The organism is Nonomuraea sp. B5E05 (genome assembly GCF_039880665.1).
Taxonomy (GTDB): domain Bacteria; phylum Actinomycetota; class Actinomycetes; order Streptosporangiales; family Streptosporangiaceae; genus Nonomuraea.
Genome location: NZ_JBDPMJ010000008.1, coordinates 56,288 through 76,635, shown reverse-complemented (window position 1 = coordinate 76,635; position 20,348 = coordinate 56,288). Strand labels below are relative to the sequence as shown.

The following is a 20,348-nucleotide window of genomic DNA, read 5'->3' as shown; positions in this document are numbered from 1 at the left end:
CGTAGCGCGAGACATTGGCCGACATGAACGGTCTCTACGCCCTCAAACCCTGGTACGCCGCCCGGCTCAGCGGGGTGCGGGCCTTCCTGGTCGCCCACGGCGTCCGTCCTTCGGCCATCACCGTGTCAGGCATCGTGTTCGGCGCGGTGGCGGGAGCCGTACTCGCTCTGGGTGAGACGGGACCGTGGGCGGCGCTGGCCGTCGCGGCGGCCCTCGCCGGCCGCCTGGCCTGCGCGAACCTCGACGGCGGCGTCGCTCGCGACAGCGGCGGGAGCACCAGGTTCGGCTCCGTGGTCAACGAGCTGGGTGACCGGCTCGCCGAGTACGCGGCGCTGGCCGGATGCCTGGCGCTGGCCGACCCCGCGCTCGTGGCCTGGGCCGCGCTGGCCGCCACCCTCCCCTCGTGGGCCGCACTCGCGGGCGCCGCCGCAGGGGCGCGGCGCCCGCAGGGCGGCCCCGCCGGCAAGACCGAGCGCTGCGTCCTGCTGGTGTTGTTCGCCCTCACGGGCTGGCCGGCCTGGCTGGTGGTGCTCGCCGCCGCCTCGCTGATCACAGCGGTCGTACGGCTCGCGCGCGTCCAGCGTGAGCTGCGTACCGCCCCCGCCCTTCAGGAGACCGGGTCATGATCCTCGACACCGCCCCCTACCTGGCCGGGGCCCTCGGGGTGAGCGGGCTGGCGGTGTGGTGGTCGAGGCAGCGCGAGCTGGTGCGCCGCTGGACCACCTGGGCCATCGCCGCGCCGCTCGTGACGGGCAGCCTCCTGCTCGGCCCTCAGGGCGCCGCCGCGCTCGCGGTCGTGCTCGGCGTCGTCTGCGCCCTCGAATACTCCCGCCTGGCACGGCTGCGCGCCCCCGAACGCGCCATCCTGCTCGCCCACGCCGCCCTGCTCCCCGTCGCCGCCCTGATGGGCGACATGTACCGGCCGGTGGTTGTGTGCTTACTGGCCGTGGCGCTGGCACCGGTCCTGTCCGGCGACGCGGAGGACGGATCCCGCCGGGCCGCCTTCGGGATGTTCGGGCTGCTCTGGTTCGCCCCGCTGGCCGGGCTCGTACTGCTCGGCCCCGCCCAGGCGTTCGCGCTCTGCCTGGCCGTCGCCATCGCCGACGTGGCGGCGTGGTGCGGCGGCAACCTCGTCGGCGGCCCGCGGCTGTCACCGCTGTCACCGGGCAAGACCTGGAGCGGCGTGCTGGGCGGCGCGGCGGGCGGGCTCGGCGTGCTGGCCCTGCTCGGGTCGCTCACCCCCGCTCTGGCCGTCGCCGTCGCCGTCGGCGCGCCCCTCGGCGACCTGGTGGAGTCGATGGTCAAGCGTGGCGCGGGCGTCAAGGACGCGGGCGCCTGGCTGCCTGGCTTCGGCGGCCTGCTGGATCGTGTCGACTCCCTCCTGATCGCCCTGGCCCTGGCGGTGGCGCTCTCATGAACGGCGCTCTCCTTCGGAGATGGTTGTGGCGGACCGCCTTCACCTGCAACGGCGGGTTGCGGGTGGAAGGGACGGTTCCCGACGGGCCGTGCGTGGTCGTCGCCAACCATTCCTCGCACGCCGACACGGCGGCGCTGCTCGCCGCGTTGCCCGCGCGCGGGCGGCCCGTGGTGGCGGCCGCCGCCGACTACTGGTTCGCGGGCCCGCTGCGGTCACTCGTCTGCCGCTCCCTCGTCGCCGGCTTTCCCGTACGGCGGGGCGGAGGCGGCTCGGCCGACCTCGCGCACGCCGTACAACTTCTGGAACAGGGACGCATCGTCGTCGTCTTCCCCGAAGGCACGCGCTCGCGGGACGGCCGCGTCGGCGAGTTCCGCTCCGGGGCCGCGCGCATCGCCGGCAAGGCGGGCGTGCCGCTCCAGCCCGTCACCATCCACGGCACCTCCGAGGTGCTGCCCGTACACGGGCGTATCCGGCGGGGGCGAGTCCTCGTCCGTTTCCGCCGGCCGGTGCACGACCTGGAAACCGCACACAACCTCATCGAAGGAGATATTTCATGAAGTGGACCATCATGCGGCTCCTGCTGCGCACGGTCGGACAACTGAGCGAGGGCATCCGCATCGGCTACCGCCACGGTTTCGACAGCGGCACGATGCTCGACTACGTCTACGCCGACGAACCGCACGGGCGGCTCGGCCTGGGCAAGCTCATCGACCGCGTCTATCTGAACGCCGTCGGATGGCGTGCCATCCGTGCCAGACGGGCTCTGCTGCACGACGTGCTCAGGGAGGAGGTCTCGGCCAGAGCCGGCCGGGCGCTGATCCTCGACGTGGCCTCAGGCCCAGGCCGCTACCTTCAGGACCTGGCCAGGGAACAGCCGGAGACCCAGGTGGTCTGCCGCGACCTGACGCCCGACGGGCTGGCGCTCGGGAAGAAGCAGGCGGCGGCGCGCGGCCTGACCAACATCGTGTACGAGCAGGGCGACGCCTTCGAACCCGCACCGCTCGACCGCCCTGCCGACATCATCGTGGTCTCCGGGCTTTACGAGCTGATCCTGGCCGAGGAGCAGATCAGCAAATCGGTGGCCCGCCTGCGTGACCTGCTCGCGCCCGACGGTGTCCTGATCTTCACCACCCAGACCCGCCATCCACAACTCGAGTTCATCGCCAACGTGCTGCCCAACCGCGACGGCGCGCTGTGGGTCATGGAGTGCAGGTCAGTGCAGCAGGCACACGGCTGGGCGCGGGAAGCAGGCTTCGAGGACGTCGTCAGCCGCATGGAGAAGGTGGGCCTCTTCGCGGTCACGACCGCGAAGAACACCGGCGACCCCGACAGCTCTCAGCTCGACCAGGAGGCGTGCGAAACGGGCCGGTCGTAGTGCTGTGCACGTAGGGCTGACCGGGCTCTCATAACGCCCCCAGCAACAGGAAACCGCCCCTTACCTGTGGTGTTACACAAGTAAGAGGCGGCCTGATGTCACAGTGGAGGTGGCGGGAATCGAACCCGCGTCCTTCAACCCCAAGTCAGGGCTTCTCCGGGCGCAGCCTGCTGTGCTTTTCTCAGCCCCGGCGATCACGCAGGCGAGTCGCCGACGGGCTCAGCCACTGTTGGATTTCCCGATCTTCCCCGTGGCCGGGTCGACCGGTTGAGCCTTCTAGCGATGCCAGATCCCGGGCCGAAGGCACTCCCGGGCTGACAGTGGTTTCGCTGCTTAGGCAGCGAGGGCCAGGGAGTCCCTGGCCGCCACAGTGCTCTTGGAATTGGCACTTGTTGTTTGCGGTCACAGGATTAACGAGGTTATGTCCGCCGTCCTCGGCCCGCTTCACCTGGCTTGCAAGGCCAAAGTCGAAGCCAGTCACCCCCTGTGCAGTTGTCAACACATCTCTCGAAAGAGCTGCGCGACACGAATGTACATGGGACAACGCCCTCCGCGCCAACTTAATTCCCTAACGGCGAAACCCCCGGGAGCGTGGCACGGTGGCACGCGCTCCCGGGGGCCGACCGGCAGGGTCGAGCCGGTCCGGACGGCAGGACTTCCCCCGAGATGAAGTCCTGATCTCATCACGGCGACTGGGATCGCAACCCCCCGAGCGAGCCCAGTCACTCAGTAAGACGCAACCGGCCGCCCGAATGGTTGCTCACCGTGACGAAAAACTCACATCCGGTCGCCGACCGGCCTTCATGGGTTCACCGGGCCGCACCACGAAGCCCCGCCAGGCCGGCCCTCACCAGGTCACCGGGCCACGTCATGAGCCTCGCCGGCTGCCCTCACCGACCTTGCCAGGCCGGCCGTCACGGGTTGCGGAGGGCCGCGAAGAAGCTGCCCGCCACCGCGCCGGCGTCGTAGTTCGTCGCCAGCACCGCGATCGCCACATCCCCCTGCCAGCCGACGAACCAGGTCTGCTGGTCGGCCGCCGACGTCGTCACGCCGTAGACCTTCCCCCTGCCCGCCTGGGCGGGCGTGCCGGCCGCGCCGGCCCGCATCATCGCCGTCAGCGCCATGCGGACCTTGGGATCGAGGGGCACCGGCGCGGGCTGGGCGGTGGGCACGACCTCGGCCGCGGGGTCGGGCGACTTGGGGTCGGTGACCAGCACGGGCGGATGCCAGGTGCCCGAGGCGACGGCCGCGGCCACGAGTGCCATGCTCAGCGGGCTAACCTCGACGTTCTGGCCCGCGATGACCCTGGCCTTGTCGGCGTCGCCGGCGAGTTCGGGCAGGGCGCCGCTGAACGACTTGAGCGGCAGCCGCCACGGCTGCCCGATGCCGTACGCCTTGGCGCTCTTGGCGAGGTCGTCGGCCGAGACCCGGCGGGCGAGCGAGGCCAGCGCGGTGACGCACCCCTTGGCGAAGTGTTCCTGGAACGTGGCCGACTGTGCCAGGCCGACGCTCCCGCCGGAGTTGGCGAACTTCGCACCCCCGACGGTGCGCTCCTGTGGGCAGGCCAGCCGCTGTTTGGGGCTCACCCCGGCCTTGAGCAGCGCGTCCGCGGCCACGATCGAGAACGCCGTGCCCGCGGGGAACTTGCCGGCCAGCGCGTGCTTCTCCTGGTGCAGGTTCTTGGTGCCGACCGCCCGGATCTCGCCGGTGTTGCGGTCGACCGCAACCAGCGCGCTGGTGCCGGTGACGGCCACCGCCCGCTCGGCCGCCGCCTGGACGGCGCGGTCGATCGTGGTCTTCACCGAGATGTTGCGCCGGCCCCGCCACTCCTTCAGCAGGGCGACCTGCTCGCCGGTCCTGGTGTCGAGGGTGATCACCTTGGTCTGCGTGGAGCCCGTCAGGTATTCCTGGTAGGCCTGCTGCAGGCCGCTCTTGCCGACGGAGTCGCCGGCCCGCTGCGGGCCGCCGAGCTTCTGCTCGCTCTCCGGCGTGAGCGCGCTGACGGTGCCGACGATCTGCCGGGGCGCGTCGGGGTTGACGGGCTGGTCCTGCGGCTCGATCTCGATCCCGGCGATGGCGTCGAGCTTCGGCTGCATCGTCTCGTAGCGCGAGCGCCCGAACGTGACCAGCTGCACGAACTTGTCGGGTGGTGACGACCTGATGCGGCTCAGCAGGCGGTCCTGGGCGTATCCGGTGACCTCGGACAGCTTGGCCACGACCTCCTCCGCCTTGCCGCCCAGCTTGGCGGGATAGACGCCCGCGACGTAGAGGACGGTGTCGGTCTGCAGCGAGTCTCCCGACCTGTCGACAACCGGCTGGCGTGGCGTCGGGTGGGTGTCGACGGCGAACCGCTGCCCCTCCTTGAGCTGCGGATGCAGCACGGAAGGTGACCAGCGCACCTTCCACACGCCGTCGACCAGGTGGAGCGGGAGCACGCCGTCGTATTCCCAGAGCGGGTTGTTCTCCCCGAGATCGACCTCGGCGTGGAAGCCGGCCCTGGACTCCTCGCCCGTCACGCTGACGTCTGTGATCTTGAAGCGGAAGGAGGCCGCGTCGAGCTCCAGCTTGGCGTCGGCCAGCGCCTTGCGCACGGTCGCCAGGTCGCCGTCGGCGCGGCCGGCCGCCAGGTCGTAGTCGCCCGACTGCCAGCCCACGAGGAAGTCGCGCACCGCGTCGTGCGGCGACGGCTCCTCGAAGCAGCCGGTCAGCATCGTGCTCGCGAGCGCCAGCGTGAGGGTGGCGGTGACGGTGCGGCGGGCGCGTCTCATCGGTGCGCCGAGGGTGCGGCTGGCGATCCCCATCGGTGCGGTGAGGGTGCGGCGGGCGCGTGTCATAGGTGCGGTGCCGCCGCTCTCATCGGGTGCGGTGCCGCAGCGCCCGGGCCATCTCGCGCTTGGCCTGCTGCTCCGCCAGCGCGTGCCGTTTGTCCCAGTCTTTCTTGCCGCGCGCCAGGCCGATCTCGACCTTGGCCCGGCCGTCCTTGAAGTAGAGCACCAGCGGCACGATCGTGAGCCCGCCCTCCTTGGTCTTGGCGGCGAGCTTGTCGATCTCCTTGCGGTGCAGCAGCAGCTTGCGCTTGCGGCGGGCCGTGTGGTTGGTCCACGTGCCCTGCGAGTATTCGGGGATGTGGACGTTGAGCAGCCACGCTTCGCCGCCGTCGATGCTGGCGTAGCCGTCGGCGAGCGAGGCGCGGCCCTCGCGGAGCGACTTCACCTCGGTGCCCTGCAGCACGAGCCCCGCCTCGAAGGTCTCGTCGACGTGGTAGTCGTGCCGAGCACGTTTGTTCTGGGCGATGACCTTCCGCCCGGTCTCACGTGGCATGCTTCGACTTTACCGGCGGTCGGAGCGGTGGCGGCCCATCCGCGCGCGCACGGCTAGACCCTGAGGTAGCGGCGGAGTGTCACGAACGAGGCCAGCACACAGATCACGACGCCGATGGCCATGGTGATCGTGATCGTCTGGGCCACGTCGTTCCAGCCGAGCTGGGAGGTGGCGTCGCCGAAGAAACTGCCGAGCTCCTCGAACAGGAAGACCTTCGCCATGATCAGAATGATCGCCGAGAACACGCCGCCGATCAGGCCGGCGATGACGCCCTCCATGACGAAGGGGAGCTGGATGTAGAGGTTGGACGCGCCGACCAGCCGCATGATGCCGGTCTCCCTGCGTCTGTTGAACGCCGACAGCCGGACCGTGTTGCCGATCAGCAGGGCGGCCGCCAGCACCAGGATGATCGCCACCGCCAGCGCGACGAAGGCGAGCCTGTCGAGCATGACGAAGAACGGGCCGATCAGCTCCTTCTGGTCGAGGACCTGCGCCACGCCCGGCTGGCCCTTCACCGCCTGGACGATCGGCTGGTAGTTGTCCGGGTCGACCAGCTTGATGCGGAACGACTGCGGCATGTCCTCGACCTTGGCGGCGTCGACGAGAGCCTTGTTGGCGGAGTAGGAGTCCTTGAAGTTCTTGTACGCCGCCGTCTGGTCCTCGAAGTACACCTCCTTGACCCCTGGGATGGCCTTGATGTGCGCTTCGAGGGCCGCGATCTGCTTGCTGGTGGCCTCCTTGCCGTTACACGCCGGCATGGCGGTGCCCTTGCCACACAGGAAGACGGAGACTTCGACCTTGTCGTCCCAGTAGCCCTTCATCAGGCCGACTTGGGCGTTGATCATCAAGCCGACGCCCAGCATCGCCATACCGACCGCCACGGTGATGATCACCGCGATCGTCATGGTCAAGTTGCGACGGAGGCCGATCCAGACCTCGGAGAAGATGAAATTCGCCCGCATGTTCTGTCTGCAGCTCCCTGTCAGTACGCCTGGCCGTAAACGCCACGCGACTGGTCACGGACGATCTTGCCGTCCTCCAGCTCCACGACACGCTTGCGCATGGAGTCGACGATGGCCGCGTCGTGCGTGGCCATGACGACCGTGGTGCCAGTCCTGTTGATGCGGTCGAGCACCTTCATGATGCCGATGCTCGTCGCGGGGTCGATGTTGCCCGTCGGCTCGTCGGCCAGCAGGATCATCGGCCGGTTGACGAACGCTCGGGCCATGGCGACGCGCTGCTGCTCGCCACCGGACAGCTCGTCGGGCATGCGGTGGGCCTTGCCTTCCAGGCCGACCAGCTCGATGACCTCGGGCACCACCTTGCGGATGAACCGCCGGGGTTTACCGATGACCTCGAGCGCGAACGCCACGTTCTCGTAGACGTTCTTGTTCGGGAGCAGTCTGAAGTCCTGGAACACGCAGCCGATGCGGCGGCGCAGGTGCGGCACCTTGAAGTTGGACAGGCGCGCCAGGTCTTTCCCGGCGACGTGGATCGCGCCGCCATTCGGCCGCTCCTCCTTCAGGATCAGACGCAGGAACGTGGACTTGCCTGATCCCGAAGGACCGACGAGGAACACGAACTCGCCCTTGTCCACGTCAACAGACACGTGGTCGAGAGCGGGCCGGTTCTGGTTCGCGTAGACCTTGATGACATTATCGAAATGGATCACGAGAGCATCACGGCATGCCAGTCTAGGGGTCAGGACGGAAGCGAGGGTGGCATATGCCCACTTCCCGCCACTGGCCGACCGGGGACGTCTTCTTTACCGATGATCGACGTTCCGATTGGCCAGACGACAGTCTAGAGGGAAGACTGGCATGGAACGTCCATAACGGAAACAAAACGATTGTGCGGCTAGACTTGGGGCTGTCATGAGCTGTGAACACCTCGTATGCGCGCAATGCGCCCACCCCGTGATCGAGGGACGCTGCCCCGTCTGCCGCGCCAGCAGAGAGCGTATGCACCAGCACGGCTTCGCCGGGCTGTCACCCGCAGTCGTCCTCGTGCTCCTCGTCGTGCTGCTCTTCGTGAGCCTCGTGCTCAACCACCTATTCGGCGTCTGACTCCTGCCGCCGCATCCAGCGGATCTCCGACTCGATGAACGTGTCGAGGTCGCCGTCGAGCACCGCCGACGGGTTGCCCGCCTCGGTGTTGGTGCGCAGGTCCTTCACGATCTGGTAAGGGTGCAGCACGTAGTTGCGGATCTGCGTGCCCCATGACGTGGTGGACGCGCCGCGCAGCTCCGACATCTTCTCCGCCTCCTCCTGCCGCTTGCGCTCCAGCAGCTTGGCCTGGAGCACGTTCATGGCGGTGGCGCGGTTCTGGAGCTGCGAACGTTCGTTCTGGCAGGAGACGACGATGCCGCTGGGGATGTGGGTGATGCGCACCGCCGAGTCGGTCGTGTTGACGCCCTGGCCGCCCGGGCCGCTCGAACGGTAGACGTCGACGCGGATCTCGTCCTCGTTGATGTCGATGTGGTCGGTCTGCTCGACCACCGGCACGACGTCGACCCCGGCGAACGACGTCTGCCTGCGCCCCTGGTTGTCGAACGGGCTGATGCGCACGAGGCGGTGGGTGCCGTGCTCGCCGCGCAGCGTGCCGTAGGCGTAGGGGGCCTTGACCGTGAACGTGGCCGACTTGATGCCGGCCTCCTCCGCATAGGAGGTGTCGTAGACCTCGGTGGCATAACCCTTGCGCTCGGCCCAGCGCATATACATCCGCAGCAGCATCTCGGCCCAGTCGGCGGCGTCGACGCCACCTGCCTGGGAGTTGATCGTGACGAGCGCCTCGCGGGCGTCGTATTCGCCCGACAGCAGCGTGCGCACCTCCATGGCGCCGATGTCGGACCTCAGCGTGTCGAGCTCCTTGTCGGCCTCGGCACGCGTGTCGTCGTCGCTCTCCTCGGCGGCCAGCTCGTAGAGGACCGTCAGGTCGTCGAGCCTGCGCGCCAGGCCCTCGACGCGGTTGAGCTCGCCCTGGAGGTGGGAGAGCTTGCTGGTCACCTTCTGTGCCAGGTCGGGGTCGTCCCACAGGTCAGGGGCGGCAACCTGCTGCTCGAGCTCGTCGATCTGCTTGCGCATCGCGTCGAGGTCGAGCACGTCCTGGATGCTGCGGAGCGTGCCCGCGAGTTCGTTGATCTCTTCTGCCGGATCCATACCTGCCACGCCTCCCTACACTAGCCTCCTTCGGGGAGTTCACCTCCCAAGCGTCCCTGTCCAGCGCTGGTGACCCGCTGATCGGTGTCGGCGGGCCCCGGCGTGCCGCCGGCGCGAATAGCATGGGCCAGGTGCGTGTACATGGTCGGCGGACAGCGCTGGCGCTCGCCGCCGGCTTGCTTGCCGTGGCGACCGCCTGCACGAGCGATGCCCAGCCACGATCGACCCCCACCAGCTCCGCCGCCGCCGCGACCTCCTCCCCCTCACCGTCTCCTGACGAGCCGGAGGTCACGCGGACGGAAGCGGCCGAGGTCTTCGCCGAGGTCACCGTCTCCGACGACGTGCTGCGGGTGAAGAGCGACCTTCAGGGGCGCCTCGGGCTGGCCGTCGATCTCACGGCCGGCGGGCAGACCCGCATCACCGTGGCCGACTACCTGTCCACCGACTACGCGCCGCGCCGCTACACGTGGGGGTCGCCGACCCTGTTCGTGCCCCGGTTCGAGCAGGGCGAGGAGTCGCCGTGGTTCAGCGCGCTGGCGACCCGCGACGGGCATCCGACGCTCCTGACGTTCACCAGGTCCGACCGCTGGCGCATCAGCTCCGCGGCCCAGCTCGAGCCCGGGCAGGAGCTCCCGGAGATCGAACTCGACGCCGACGGCTACGCCGACGCGGTCGCCTCCGACGACAAGACCGTCACGATCAGCCCGCAGTTCATGGGGCCGGTGCACGCGAGCGTGGCCGAGACGGGCACCGCCGGGGTCACCGCCGGGCTCGTCGCGGAGGGGCCGTACACGACTGAGGTGGCCGAGCAGATCGCCTCGCGCCGCGAGGACGCCAAGACCGAGGGCTTCAGCTACGACTCGATCTTCAGTGCCGACAACTACCCGGTCTACGCGCTGCGCACCAAGGACGGCGGGGCGCTCATCCAATATTCCCTGTCCCGCACCACGACCACGACGACGCGCACCGCCGAGGACGACTACATCCCGGTGCCGAGGTCGGCCAGGTGGGCGATCAGCACGCCGGTGCTGCGCCGCACGCTGCGGCTGGTCGAAACACACCAGTACGCGACGGTCGTCCCTCCCCTCACCGCCCCCAAAGCGGCTCCCGTGATCGCCCACGACGGCGCGCTCACGCGTGCGTCCGGAACCTGATCTTCTCTTCTTACGGCACAGCCGACGGCCCCGCACGCGGCCGTAGCCACTTTACGTCCGTCATGGCCGGTCGTGAGGGCTCACGGGTGGCTCGCCGTGACGAGCGTCTCCTTGACCGTCTTCTTCGCCGAGTTCTTGACCCGTGAGACCCGTTCCTGGCTTGCCCTCGGGGCAGGGGCGGGGCGGGCACCCTCTGGCGCCCGCCCCTTCCGTCAGGACTCCGTGTGGGGGAGGTTGCTGGCGGAGACCAGGGTGCGGATGGCTCGCAGGGCGACCGAGAGGGTGGCCAGGTCGAAGGTGTCGCTCTCCCAGATCTCCGACAACGTCTGCCGGGCGCGGAAGACGGCTGCCGTGTTGGCCTCCGTCCACCTGGCCAGCCGCTCCTCCGGCGGCAGGCCCGGCGTGCTGTGGGCCAGCACGTCACGGGTCAGGGAGGCGTGCGCCGCGTAGAGGTCGTCGCGCAGGGCCGAGCGGGCCATCGAGTTCCACCGGTTGTCCCTGGGCAGCGCGATGATGCGCTCCCGGATGCGGGCCAGTTGCAGCCGGTCGGCCAGGTCGAAGTAGACCTCCGCGGCCTCGTGGACCGGACGGTCGGTCACGGAGGAGATCTCCACCATGTCCAGCATCGAGTACGCGGGCACCATGGCGGCCACCCGCTCGGCCAGCTCCAGCGGCACGCCCCTGGCGAGGAACGAGTCGCGGCGCTCCTCGTACGCGGCCAGGTCGGGACCGGTCAGCAGCTTGGGGATGTGGGAGACCACGCCGTTGACCGGCTTCATGAAGAAGCCGACCGCCCCGGCCAGGTCCAGCGGCGGCCGGCGGTTGACCAGCAGCCAGCGGGTGCCGCGCTCGACCAGCTTGCGGGCCTCCAGCAGCATGGCGATCTGGGTGGCCGTGTCGACCTGCTTGTCCAGCGACTCCACGTCCCGGTAGAAGCTCGGCAGGTCGAACACCTCGCGCGCCACGAGGTAGGCCCGCACGATGTCGGGCGTCGAGGCGCCCGTCTCCTCGCCGAAGCGGTACATGAACGTGGTGCCCATGGAGTTGACCAGCTCGTTCACCACGCAGGTGGTGATGATCTCCCGGCGCAGCGGGTGGGCGTCCATGTACGTGCGGAACCGCTCACGCAGCGCCGACGGGAAGTACGACACCAGCCACGAGGCAAGGTAGGGGTCGTCGGGCAGGTCGGAGGCGAGCACCTCGGCGTCGACGGTCAGCTTGGTGTAGGCGAGCAGCACGGCGAACTCGGGGGCGGTCAGGCCGAGCCTGGCCTGCCGGCGTTCGGCCAGCTGCTTGTCGGAGGGCAGGAACTCCAGCTCCCGGTTGATCAGTCCTTCGCGTTCCAGCCGCCGCAGGTAGCGGGCGTGGATGTGGAGCATCGCGACGGCCTGGGCGCGGGCGGCGGCCAGGACCACGTTCTGGGCGTGGTTGTCGCGCAGCACCAGGCGGGCGACCTCGTCGGTCATCGAGGTGAAGACCTGGTTGCGCTGCTTGTCGGTCAGCTCGCCGTCGCGGACGACCTGGTCCAGCAGGATCTTGATGTTCACCTCGTGGTCGGAGGTGTCGACGCCGGCCGAGTTGTCGATGAAGTCGGTGTTGATCAGGCCGCCGTTCAGCGCGAACTCGATGCGGGCCAGCTGGGTGAACCCGAGGTTGCCGCCTTCGCCGACGACCTTGCAGCGCAGATCGGCGGCGTCGATCCTGAGCGCGTCGTTGGCCTTGTCGCCCACGTCGGCGTGGGACTCGGAGCCCGCCTTGACGTAGGTGCCGATGCCGCCGTTCCACAGCAGGTCGACGGGGGCCCGCAGGATGGCGCTGATCAGGTCGTTGGGGGCCATGGAGGTGACGCCGGCGGGGATGCCGAGCGCCTCGCGCATCTGGGGGGTGATCGGGATGGACTTGGCGGTGCGCGAGAAGACGCCGCCCCCCGCCGAGATCAGCGTGGCGTCGTAGTCCTCCCAGGAGCTGCGTGGCAGCTCGAACAGGCGCTGCCGTTCGCCGAACGAGCGGGCCGCGTCGGGGGTGGGGTCGACGAAGATGTGCCGGTGGTCGAACGCGGCCACCAGCCGGATGTGCTGCGACAGCAGCATGCCGTTGCCGAACACGTCGCCGGACATGTCGCCCACGCCGGCCACCGTGAAGTCGGTGCTCTGCACGTCCACGCCCGTGGTGCGGAAGTGGTATTTGACCGACTCCCACGCGCCGCGGGCGGTGATGCCCATGGCCTTGTGGTCGTAGCCGATCGAGCCGCCGGAGGCGAAGGCGTCGCCCAGCCAGAAGCCGTACTCCTTGGCCACGGCGTTGGCGATGTCGGAGAACGTCGCGGTGCCCTTGTCGGCGGCCACGACGAGGTAGGTGTCGGTGCCGTCGTGCCTCACCACGTCGGGCGGCGGGACGACCTTGCCGTCCACGAGGTTGTCGGTGACGTCGAGCAGGCCGGAGATGAACATGCGGTAGCAGGCCACGCCCTCGGCCTGCACATCTTCCCGCTTTCCGGACAGAGGTGGCCGTTTAACGACAAACCCACCCTTAGACCCGGTCGGCACAATAACGGTATTTTTCACCATCTGGGCCTTAACCAGGCCGAGAATTTCCGTACGGAAGTCCTCCATCCGGTCAGACCACCGCAATCCACCCCGCGCCACTTTCCCGAACCGGAGATGCACGCCCTCGACCCGCGGCGAGTACACGAATATCTCGAACTTGGGCCGCGGAAGGGGCAGGACGCTGATGGCCTGCGGGTCGAACTTGAGCGATATGTACTCTTTTCGCCGCCCATTCACCGTCTGGAAATAGTTGGTACGCAGCGTGGCCTGAATCATCTCCAGGTACGCCCGCAACACGCGGTCCTCGTCCAGCGAGGCCACCTCGTCGAGCGCGCCCAGGATCTCCTCGTGGATCGCGTCGGCCAGCTCGGTGCGCACGTCGTCGGGCCGCCGCGGATCGTGCCGGGCCTCGAACAGGCTGACGAGCAGCCGCGCCAGCCGCACGTTGCCCAGGAGCACCCGCTCCATGTACGCCTGCGAGAACGTGCTGCCCGCCTGGCGCAGGTATTTCGCGTAGGCCCGCAGGATCTCGGCCTGCTCCCAGGTCAGCCCGGCGCTCAGGATGAGCGAGTTGAAGTCGTCGGCCTGCACCCGGCCCGTCCACAGGGCGGTGAGCCCGTCCTGGAAGAGCCGCTTGAAGTCCTCCCTGCCGACATCGTCGGACGGCGTGTAGCGCAGCCCGAAGTCGTAGATCCAGGCGTTCTTGGTGGTGGGGTCGTTGTCGCGGTCGACTTCGTACGGCCGCTCGTCGACCACCTCGACGCCGAGCCGCTGGATGAGCGGCAGCACCTTCGACAGCGAGATGGGCGAGCCGACCTTGTAGATCTTGAGCCGTCGCTCCCCCTCGGCCGCGTCGTACGGCTCGTAGAGGTTGAGCTCGACCTGCCCGTCGTCGTCCGCGCCGACGAGCTGCTCCAGCCGCTGCAGGTCGACCACGGCGACCTTGGGCGGGAAGTCCGCTTTGTACCCCTCGGGGAACGCGGAGGCGTACCGGCGGATGAGCCCGGGAGCTTCCTCCTCCGACGTCAGCTCCACCAGCGCGGTGGCCAGGTCGTCCTCCCAGGAGCGGGTGATGGCCGCCAGCCGCGCCTCCAACTCCTCCACGTCCACGCTCGGCGGCGGCAACTGCTTGCCCCGCTCGCCCCGCACGACCACGTGCAGGCGGGCCAGCACCGACTCGCCGATCATGGCGCTGTAGTCGAGCGAGGTGCCGCCCAGGGCCTTGAGCAGCACCTCCTGCATCTTCATGCGGACCTTGGTGGTGTAGCGGTCGCGCGGCAGGTAGATCAGGCAGGAGATGTAGCGGCCGTAGTCGTCGCGCCGCAGGAACAACTTGACCTGCTTGCGCTCGCGCAGCCGGAGCACGCCCAGCGCGATCGGCAGGAGCTCGTCGATCGAGGTCTGGAACAGCTCGTCGCGCGGGAACGTCTCGAGGATCTCGATGAGGTCCTTGCCGTCGTGGCTGTCGGGCGCCAGCCCGGCCTGGTCGAGGACGTCGGCCAGCTTCCGCCGGAGCACGGGGATCCGGGAGATCGACTCGTTGTAGGCCACGTGCGTGAACAGGCCGAGGAAACGCCGCTCACCGATCACCTCACCCTCGGGCGAGAACACCTTGACCCCGATGTAGTCGAGGTAGGTGGCGCGGTGCACGGTGGCCCGGGAGTTGGCCTTGGTGATGATCATGAGGTGCTTCTCGCGCGCCTTGGCCCGCAGCTCGGCGGGCAGCGCGGAGAAGCTGTCGGAGCTGACCTTGTCGTCACGCAGGATGCCCAGCGCCGCACCGGGAAGCGGGCGCAGCGTCTCGCCCTCGTCGGTGTGCTCGAGCCGGTATTCGCGGTAGCCGAGGAAGGTGAAGTGCCCGTCGGCGAGCCAGCGCAGCAGGTCGATGCTGTCCTCGACCTCCGCGGGCTCCAGCGGCGGCGGGTTCATGCCCAGGTCTTCCGCGGTCTGGACGGCCAGCGCCCGCATCTTCCTGAAGTCCTCGACCGCGTGCCGCACGTCGGTGAGCACCCGCAGCAGGTCGCCCTCGAGTGTCTTGAGCGCGCGGGGGTCGGACTGCCGGTCGATCTCGATGTGCATCCACGACTCGACCAGCATCTGTCCGGTGACGTCCTGCTGGTCGGGGCCGAGCATCCGGCCCGTCATGTCGCGGCGCACCCGCATCTGCGGGTGGACCAGCAGGTGCACGCCCAGGCCGTGCCGGTCGAGCTCCATCGTCACCGAGTCGACCAGGAACGGCATGTCGTCGGTGACCACCTCGACGACCGAGTGCCCGGGATCCCACCCGTTCTCGTCGACCGTCGGGGTGTAGGCCCGGACCACCGGCCTGCCCTGCGGGCGGACCTCGGCCAGCTGCCTCTGGGACATCGCGGGGCCGTACACGTCAACGGGGTTGCGGTCGAGCAGGTCCTCCGGCGCGACGTGCCGGTAGTAGAGCCGGAGGAAGGACAGCGCCTCTTCGGCGCTCATGTGCTCCGTGCTCGTCGCGCAGTTCTCGGCGGCTCGCTGGAGCAGCTCATCCTTGGCCTCGTCGAGCGGCATTTCGCTCTCACTCCTTTGTGAGGGTTCGCCATGGCTGTTCATAGCCAGGCCCTTAGTTCCCACAGCAGCGGGAAGTAGTGCAGGCGCGTTCTACCGCGCAGATAGGGGGCGCCCGTCGAGCCGCCTGTGCCCGACTTGGTGCCGATCTGGCGTTCGACCATCTGGACATGACGCATTCGCCACAGCGCTGTGGTCTCGTCGTGGGTCAGCAGGTCTTCGGCCAGTTGCCACAGGTCGTCGTGGGACCTGCGGTCTCTCGCCACGGCCAGCAGCGAGTTCATGATCTCATCATCGGAGACCGGCAGGCCACGCAGCGAGAGCGCGTCAAGATAGGCGTCCCACAGCGTGGGCTCCGACAGCCTGCGGCGCAGCCTGGCGAGATCGGCCTCCTCGGCGTGCCGGAAGCTGCCGAGGTAACGCTCGTCCTTCAGCCCGGACAGGAACTCCAGCTCCCGGAACTGCACGGACTGGAACCCGCTGGCGGGCTCCAGCATCGAGCGGAACTCGAGGAAGTCCTGGGGCGTCATCGTCTCCAGGACCTCGACCTGCTCGACCAGCACCCGCTCGACCGCGTGCACCCGCCGGAACAGGTGCCTGGCCCGCCACAGCTCGCCACGGGACATGGCCTCGCGGACCGACTCCAGCTCATGGAGCAGCAGCTTGAACCAGAGCTCGTAGACCTGGTGGATGGTGATGAAGAGCAGCTCGTCAGGGGCCTGCGACTGCGGCTGCTGCTGGGCGAGCAGCGCGGGCAGGCGGAGGTAGCCACCGTACGACAGCCGGCCGCCTTCCTCGCCGAAGCGCCGGCGCGGGGGACGGGGCGCATCGTCGTCGATGCCCACCGAACACCTCCCCCCGACCACCCGGCACTTGCCGCCGGGCGCACGTCTTGCCGATACCGATATCACCCGAAAAGGGGATAGACGTCAACGTGACATCGACATCGGGGGATCGTCGTCGGAGGTCGAGGAGGCGTTCTTGAGCTCGTCGAGCTGGTCCGGCAGCTCGGCGAGCTCCACAAGCTCCGCCTGGCATCGCTCGCATGTGTCGAGGTGGCGTTCGAAGGCCTCGTGCTCCTCTTCATCGAGGACGCCGAGAACGTAGGCGGCCACCCCGTCATGCATCAGCCGGCTACCCCCTTGTCCCGCAGCAGTTCGCGGAGAGCCCGGATCCCGTAGTAGAGCCGGGACTTCACCGTGCCCGGTGGGATCCCCAGAATCTCCGCCGCCTCACTTATCGTACGGTCTCGAAGGTAGGTCTGCTCAATGACTTCGCGGTGTTCCGCGGACAGGGACCGGAGGGCGTCCGCGACGACCATCGCCGACAGAGCCCGATCCGAACCGTCCGGCACCGCCATCATGTCGACTTCGGGCGGCTCGACCTCCTGCGGCCGAACGCTCTTCCGCCGACGACCATCAATGACTATGCGACGGGCCACGGTAAGCAGCCACGCCCATATAAGGCTTGGTTCCCATTGCAGTCTTGCCGAGTTCCGCCAGGCCCGGACGAGCGTCTCCTGTACAACGTCTTCGGCCCACTGAAGGTCGTTACCTGTGGATTTGCGGACGTGTCGCAGCAGAGGGCCGCCGAACTCCTGGTAAAGCACCGCAATGCGGTGCTCCGCCTCGGCATCCGCACTCTCGAACCTGCCGTCGAGGTGACCTAGCACGGGGCACATCTTTACACCTTCGTTATCCAAGCGGTAGCCACTCCGATAACTCCAGTCATTTCTAACTATCTCCGGCCATAGATGAACCAGGGGCGAGAAGCCCGCGTACCTCCCACCATGCACAGGCTTTTGCGCGGCGAGGTGTTCATGCTCGGCGGCTTCGTCGTGGCGGCCGCGGTGACGATCCTGCTGGTCATGCCACCGGTGATCGATCCCGCTGCCGCCCAGTGGGCGCAGACGTCCACAGGGCCGCTCACGGCGGCCGACCGCGACCTGCTGGTCAAGGTACGGCAGGCCGGCCTCTGGGAGATGCCCGCGGGCGAGTACGCCAGGACCCGCGCCGAGTCCCAGCGTGTCAAGGAAGTCGGCAGGCTGCTCATGGAAGATCACATGAAGCTGGACCTGCTGACCCGTCAGGTCGCGAAGAAGCTGGGCGTGGCACTGCCGGACGAGCCCAGCCCGCAGCAGCAGAGCTGGATGGCCCAGCTCGCCGCGGAGAGCGGGCCCGCCTTCGACAGGGACTACGCGAACCTGCTGCGTGCCGCGCACGGCAAGGTCTTCACCACCGTGGCGGCGGTGCGGGCGGGCACCCGCAACTCCGAGATCAGGAAGTTCGCCGAGGAGGGCGTGAAGTACGTCATGAGACACATGGCGCTGCTGGAGTCCACCGGCCTGGTCGACCACAACGCCCTGCCGGAGCCTCCCATGCCCGCGCCGGCTCCACCCGTCGCGTTGGCGGTCGATAAGAGGAGACACACATGAGGAGATCCAGACGCATGGCCGCGGCCATGTCCGCTTTGGCCGTGACGGCGAGCGGGCTGGTGTCCGCGGCCGTCATCGGGGTCGGCCCGGCACGCGCCGACATCTGCGACTCGGCCGATTCCCCGTCGCAGCAGGAACAGCGGGATCAGAATCAGCGGCGAGACTTCGACCAGCGGAACAGGAACGGACGGAACCAGGGCCAGGACCGCGACCGGCGGTTCCCCGACCGGAACCAGGGACGCCAGGACCCGAACCAGGACCCGAACCAGGACCAGGGACAGGGTCAGGACCAGGGACAGGGACAGGGCCAGGATCAGCAGGACGCCGATCAGCAGGCTCCCCAGGGAGGCGGCGCGGCGGTGGCCGACCCCGCCGGCTCGCCGGACGACACGGCGCGCGCCCCCGAACCCGAGGAGAGCGCCACGGTGCAGTCGCGCCGCGGCCGGCCGGACCCCCGCCCGACGCGGACCCAGGACCCGAACGACGACCCCACCGGCAACCCCACCGGCGATCCGACCGACAACCCGACCGGTAACCCGACCGACGACCCCACCGACGACCCGACGCAGAGCCCGCCCCCGCAGGGAACGGCGTCCCCCTCCCCCACCCAGGGCGGCGCCGGTAATGACTGCGACCTCGGCCCGTTCACCGCTGACTTCGTCAACATCCGCCAGGTCCAGCCGGTCAACCAGGTGCGGATCGGCAGGGACGGCTCCCGCGGCTCGTTCGTCTCCCGCTGCGGCACCAACCAGAACCGCCACCACAACCCCGACAACTTCATCGTCGCGCCCGGCGTGAGCAACGGGGCGCACCACCTGCACGACTACGTGGGCAACCTGTCGACGGACGCGTTCTCCACCGACGAGAGCCTGGCCGCCGCGGGCACCACCTGCCGGCTGGGTGACAAGTCCACGTACTTCTGGCCCGTGATCAGGGACCGCAGGTCCAACGAGAACGCCGACGACCCCGACGGCAACGTCGGCCGCCTGCTGCTGCCCCGCGCCGCGACGCTCCAGTTCCGCGGCAACGCCACCGACGACGTCGTGGCGATGCCAAGGTTCCTGAGAATCATCACCGGTGACGCCAAGGCGGGCACGAACGGCGGCGCCAACGCCAAGGCCGGCTGGAGCTGCTCGGGATTCCAAAATCGCATAAGTCCCGGCAAATACACGCTTTGCCCGCGTGGCAGTCAGGTTCTTCGTATCCTGGACTTCCCTAGCTGCTGGGACGGCCAGAACACCGACAGCGCCAATCACCGGACGCACGTGGTCTTCCCCGACCAGAACGGTGCCTGCCCTCAGGGCACTCGGGCGGTTCCCCAACTCCGCATGACCCTCGCGTACAACGTCCCACAAGGCCCGTCGTACGCCGTGGACGCCTTCCCCGAGCAGAAGCACAATCCGGTCACCGACCACGGCGACTTCGTCAATGTGATGCCCGATCGGCTGATGCAGACCGTCGTCTCATGCATCAACCGGGGCCGCCGTTGCTGATCTGACATGCCCTCACGGGCACCAGCCTTCCGAGTCGCACCCTCACCCGACCTTGGAGGGAAATAGATGCTCCACAGACGATCCCCCAGGCACGCCCCCACCAAGCTGGACACCAGAAGCGTCCGGCTGGGGGCGAGCGCCTCGATCATGGCCATCCTGTTGTCGGCGTTCGCGCTGACCAGGACGGAACGTGGCGTGGCGCTGCTCGGCCGAGGGGTGGGCTTCCTCGAGTTCTACGCGGGCGTGTTCGCGCTGGTGTTGCTGACCGCGACGGTCGCGCTCGGCCTGCTCACCACCGAACGCGTCTTCCTGACACCGGCCAACCGGGTCAGGGCCCAGCTCGCGCACAGAGCCACCGCGTTCATCGGGCTGGCCTACCTGATCACGCACATCACCCTCATGATCAGCCTGGGGCACGTGCCGCTGGGGGCGGCGGTCGTCCCCGTCGCCGGGCTCTACGTGGGGTTCGGCGCACTGGCCTTCGACCTGATGGTCCTGGCCGTGGTCACGGGAATGTTGAGGGGGCGCTTCGCCGTACGGACCAGGCCATGGATGTGGCGGATCCTCCACGCCGCCGCGTACGTGGCCTGGCCGGTCGGCATCATGCACGGGCTCACCGCCGGCCGTCCGCCGGCCGGCTGGGTGGCCTGGTCCTACGTGGCCTGCCTGGCGGCGGTCGGCTCCGCGCTCTGCGTGCGGGTGCTGGCCTCGCTGCGCCGGCCGCCGATCGTGCCCGAGAGGGTCGAAGAGCCGGCGGTGACGTCGCCGGCCACCGCGGGCGTGCCGAACCAACGGCCGCAGAAGGTCCCGGCCGCCGCCGGGGCCGGCGCCAGGACTGGTGCGGTGAACGTCAACGCACCCGTGAGCCTGGCCGATGCCAGGCGCAGATACCGGGAGGCCGGTTGAGCCTGC

General features: G+C 68.9%; 17 protein-coding genes and 1 other RNA gene. 8 read left to right on the top strand and 10 right to left on the bottom strand.

The genetic code is table 11. The features are described from left to right. Nucleotides 1–23 precede the first annotated feature (23 nt). Genes ABGB01_RS16900 through ABGB01_RS16885 form a run of 4 tightly spaced genes read left to right on the top strand, consistent with a single transcriptional unit; the run spans nt 24 to nt 2,792 of the window. Entirely contained in the window at nt 24–626 is a 603-nt protein-coding gene (locus ABGB01_RS16900; RefSeq protein ID WP_347774306.1) for a CDP-alcohol phosphatidyltransferase family protein, read from the top strand. Continuing rightward, entirely contained in the window at nt 623–1,417 is a 795-nt protein-coding gene (locus ABGB01_RS16895; RefSeq protein ID WP_347774304.1) for a phosphatidate cytidylyltransferase, read from the top strand. Before ABGB01_RS16900 ends, ABGB01_RS16895 begins: the two co-directional genes overlap by 4 nt. After that, the gene (locus tag ABGB01_RS16890) at nt 1,414–1,974 is read left to right on the top strand and encodes a lysophospholipid acyltransferase family protein (protein ID WP_347774302.1); all 561 of its coding nucleotides are present in this window, start codon (nt 1,414–1,416) and stop codon (nt 1,972–1,974) included. The genes ABGB01_RS16895 and ABGB01_RS16890 overlap by 4 nt, the downstream gene beginning before the upstream one ends. Then, nucleotides 1,971–2,792 carry a class I SAM-dependent methyltransferase family protein gene (locus ABGB01_RS16885; RefSeq protein WP_347774300.1) on the top strand — a complete coding sequence of 274 codons (822 nt, stop codon included), beginning with the start codon at nt 1,971–1,973 and terminating at the stop codon, nt 2,790–2,792. Before ABGB01_RS16890 ends, ABGB01_RS16885 begins: the two co-directional genes overlap by 4 nt. A 101-nt stretch (nt 2,793–2,893) precedes the next feature. Here the strand turns inward: ABGB01_RS16885 and ssrA are convergent. The 6 genes from ssrA to prfB all read right to left on the bottom strand — a co-directional run bounded on the left by ssrA (nt 2,894) and on the right by prfB (nt 9,280). Further along, nucleotides 2,894–3,277, bottom strand: a transfer-messenger RNA (tmRNA) gene (ssrA, locus tag ABGB01_RS16880). A 429-nt stretch (nt 3,278–3,706) separates the two neighbouring features. Continuing rightward, a complete protein-coding gene (locus tag ABGB01_RS16875) occupies nt 3,707–5,560 on the bottom strand; it encodes a penicillin-binding transpeptidase domain-containing protein (RefSeq protein ID WP_347774298.1) in 1,854 nt (617 codons plus the stop codon). Nucleotides 5,561–5,645: 85 nt separating this feature from the next. Beyond that, entirely contained in the window at nt 5,646–6,113 is a 468-nt protein-coding gene (smpB, locus tag ABGB01_RS16870; RefSeq protein ID WP_132593604.1) for an SsrA-binding protein SmpB, read from the bottom strand. Nucleotides 6,114–6,166: 53 nt separating this feature from the next. Beyond that, nucleotides 6,167–7,075, bottom strand: a complete 909-nt coding sequence (gene ftsX / locus ABGB01_RS16865) for a permease-like cell division protein FtsX (protein ID WP_347774296.1) — start codon at nt 7,073–7,075, stop codon at nt 6,167–6,169. Nucleotides 7,076–7,095: 20 nt separating this feature from the next. Next, nucleotides 7,096–7,785: a cell division ATP-binding protein FtsE gene (ftsE, locus tag ABGB01_RS16860; protein WP_347774294.1), complete on the bottom strand. Its 690-nt coding sequence runs from the start codon at nt 7,783–7,785 to the stop codon at nt 7,096–7,098. 379 nt (nt 7,786–8,164) lie between these two features. Then, complete coding sequence (gene prfB, locus ABGB01_RS16855; protein ID WP_347774292.1) at nt 8,165–9,280, bottom strand: peptide chain release factor 2; 1,116 nt, start codon at nt 9,278–9,280, stop codon at nt 8,165–8,167. A gap of 122 nt (nt 9,281–9,402) precedes the next feature. On the opposite strand from prfB, the gene ABGB01_RS16850 reads away from it, so the two are divergent. Next, complete coding sequence (locus ABGB01_RS16850; RefSeq protein ID WP_347774290.1) at nt 9,403–10,425, top strand: hypothetical protein; 1,023 nt, start codon at nt 9,403–9,405, stop codon at nt 10,423–10,425. 212 nt (nt 10,426–10,637) lie between these two features. Here ABGB01_RS16850 and ABGB01_RS16845 read toward each other — a convergent pair whose 3' ends face one another. From ABGB01_RS16845 to ABGB01_RS16830, 4 genes are all read right to left on the bottom strand, one after another. After that, nucleotides 10,638–15,512, bottom strand: coding sequence for an NAD-glutamate dehydrogenase (locus tag ABGB01_RS16845; protein WP_347774288.1), 4,875 nt, complete (start codon nt 15,510–15,512; stop codon nt 10,638–10,640). Nucleotides 15,513–15,550: 38 nt separating this feature from the next. Continuing rightward, entirely contained in the window at nt 15,551–16,354 is an 804-nt protein-coding gene (locus ABGB01_RS16840; RefSeq protein WP_347774286.1) for a tryptophan 2,3-dioxygenase family protein, read from the bottom strand. A gap of 84 nt (nt 16,355–16,438) precedes the next feature. Further along, nucleotides 16,439–16,636 carry a zf-HC2 domain-containing protein gene (locus ABGB01_RS16835; RefSeq protein WP_347774284.1) on the bottom strand — a complete coding sequence of 66 codons (198 nt, stop codon included), beginning with the start codon at nt 16,634–16,636 and terminating at the stop codon, nt 16,439–16,441. Further along, nucleotides 16,636–17,190 carry a sigma-70 family RNA polymerase sigma factor gene (locus ABGB01_RS16830; protein WP_201761090.1) on the bottom strand — a complete coding sequence of 185 codons (555 nt, stop codon included), beginning with the start codon at nt 17,188–17,190 and terminating at the stop codon, nt 16,636–16,638. Before ABGB01_RS16830 ends, ABGB01_RS16835 begins: the two co-directional genes overlap by 1 nt. Nucleotides 17,191–17,298: 108 nt before the next feature. Here ABGB01_RS16830 and ABGB01_RS16825 point away from each other — a divergent pair, with 108 nt between their 5' ends. The 3 genes from ABGB01_RS16825 (at nt 17,299) to ABGB01_RS16815 (ending at nt 20,342) form a co-directional block, all read left to right on the top strand. Continuing rightward, entirely contained in the window at nt 17,299–17,943 is a 645-nt protein-coding gene (locus tag ABGB01_RS16825) for a DUF4142 domain-containing protein (protein ID WP_347774282.1), read from the top strand. Then, a complete protein-coding gene (locus ABGB01_RS16820) occupies nt 17,940–19,436 on the top strand; it encodes a DUF1996 domain-containing protein (RefSeq protein WP_347774280.1) in 1,497 nt (498 codons plus the stop codon). The genes ABGB01_RS16825 and ABGB01_RS16820 overlap by 4 nt, the downstream gene beginning before the upstream one ends. A 66-nt stretch (nt 19,437–19,502) precedes the next feature. Further along, nucleotides 19,503–20,342: a ferric reductase-like transmembrane domain-containing protein gene (locus ABGB01_RS16815; protein WP_347774278.1), complete on the top strand. Its 840-nt coding sequence runs from the start codon at nt 19,503–19,505 to the stop codon at nt 20,340–20,342. The last annotated feature ends 6 nt before the right edge of the window (nt 20,343–20,348 follow it).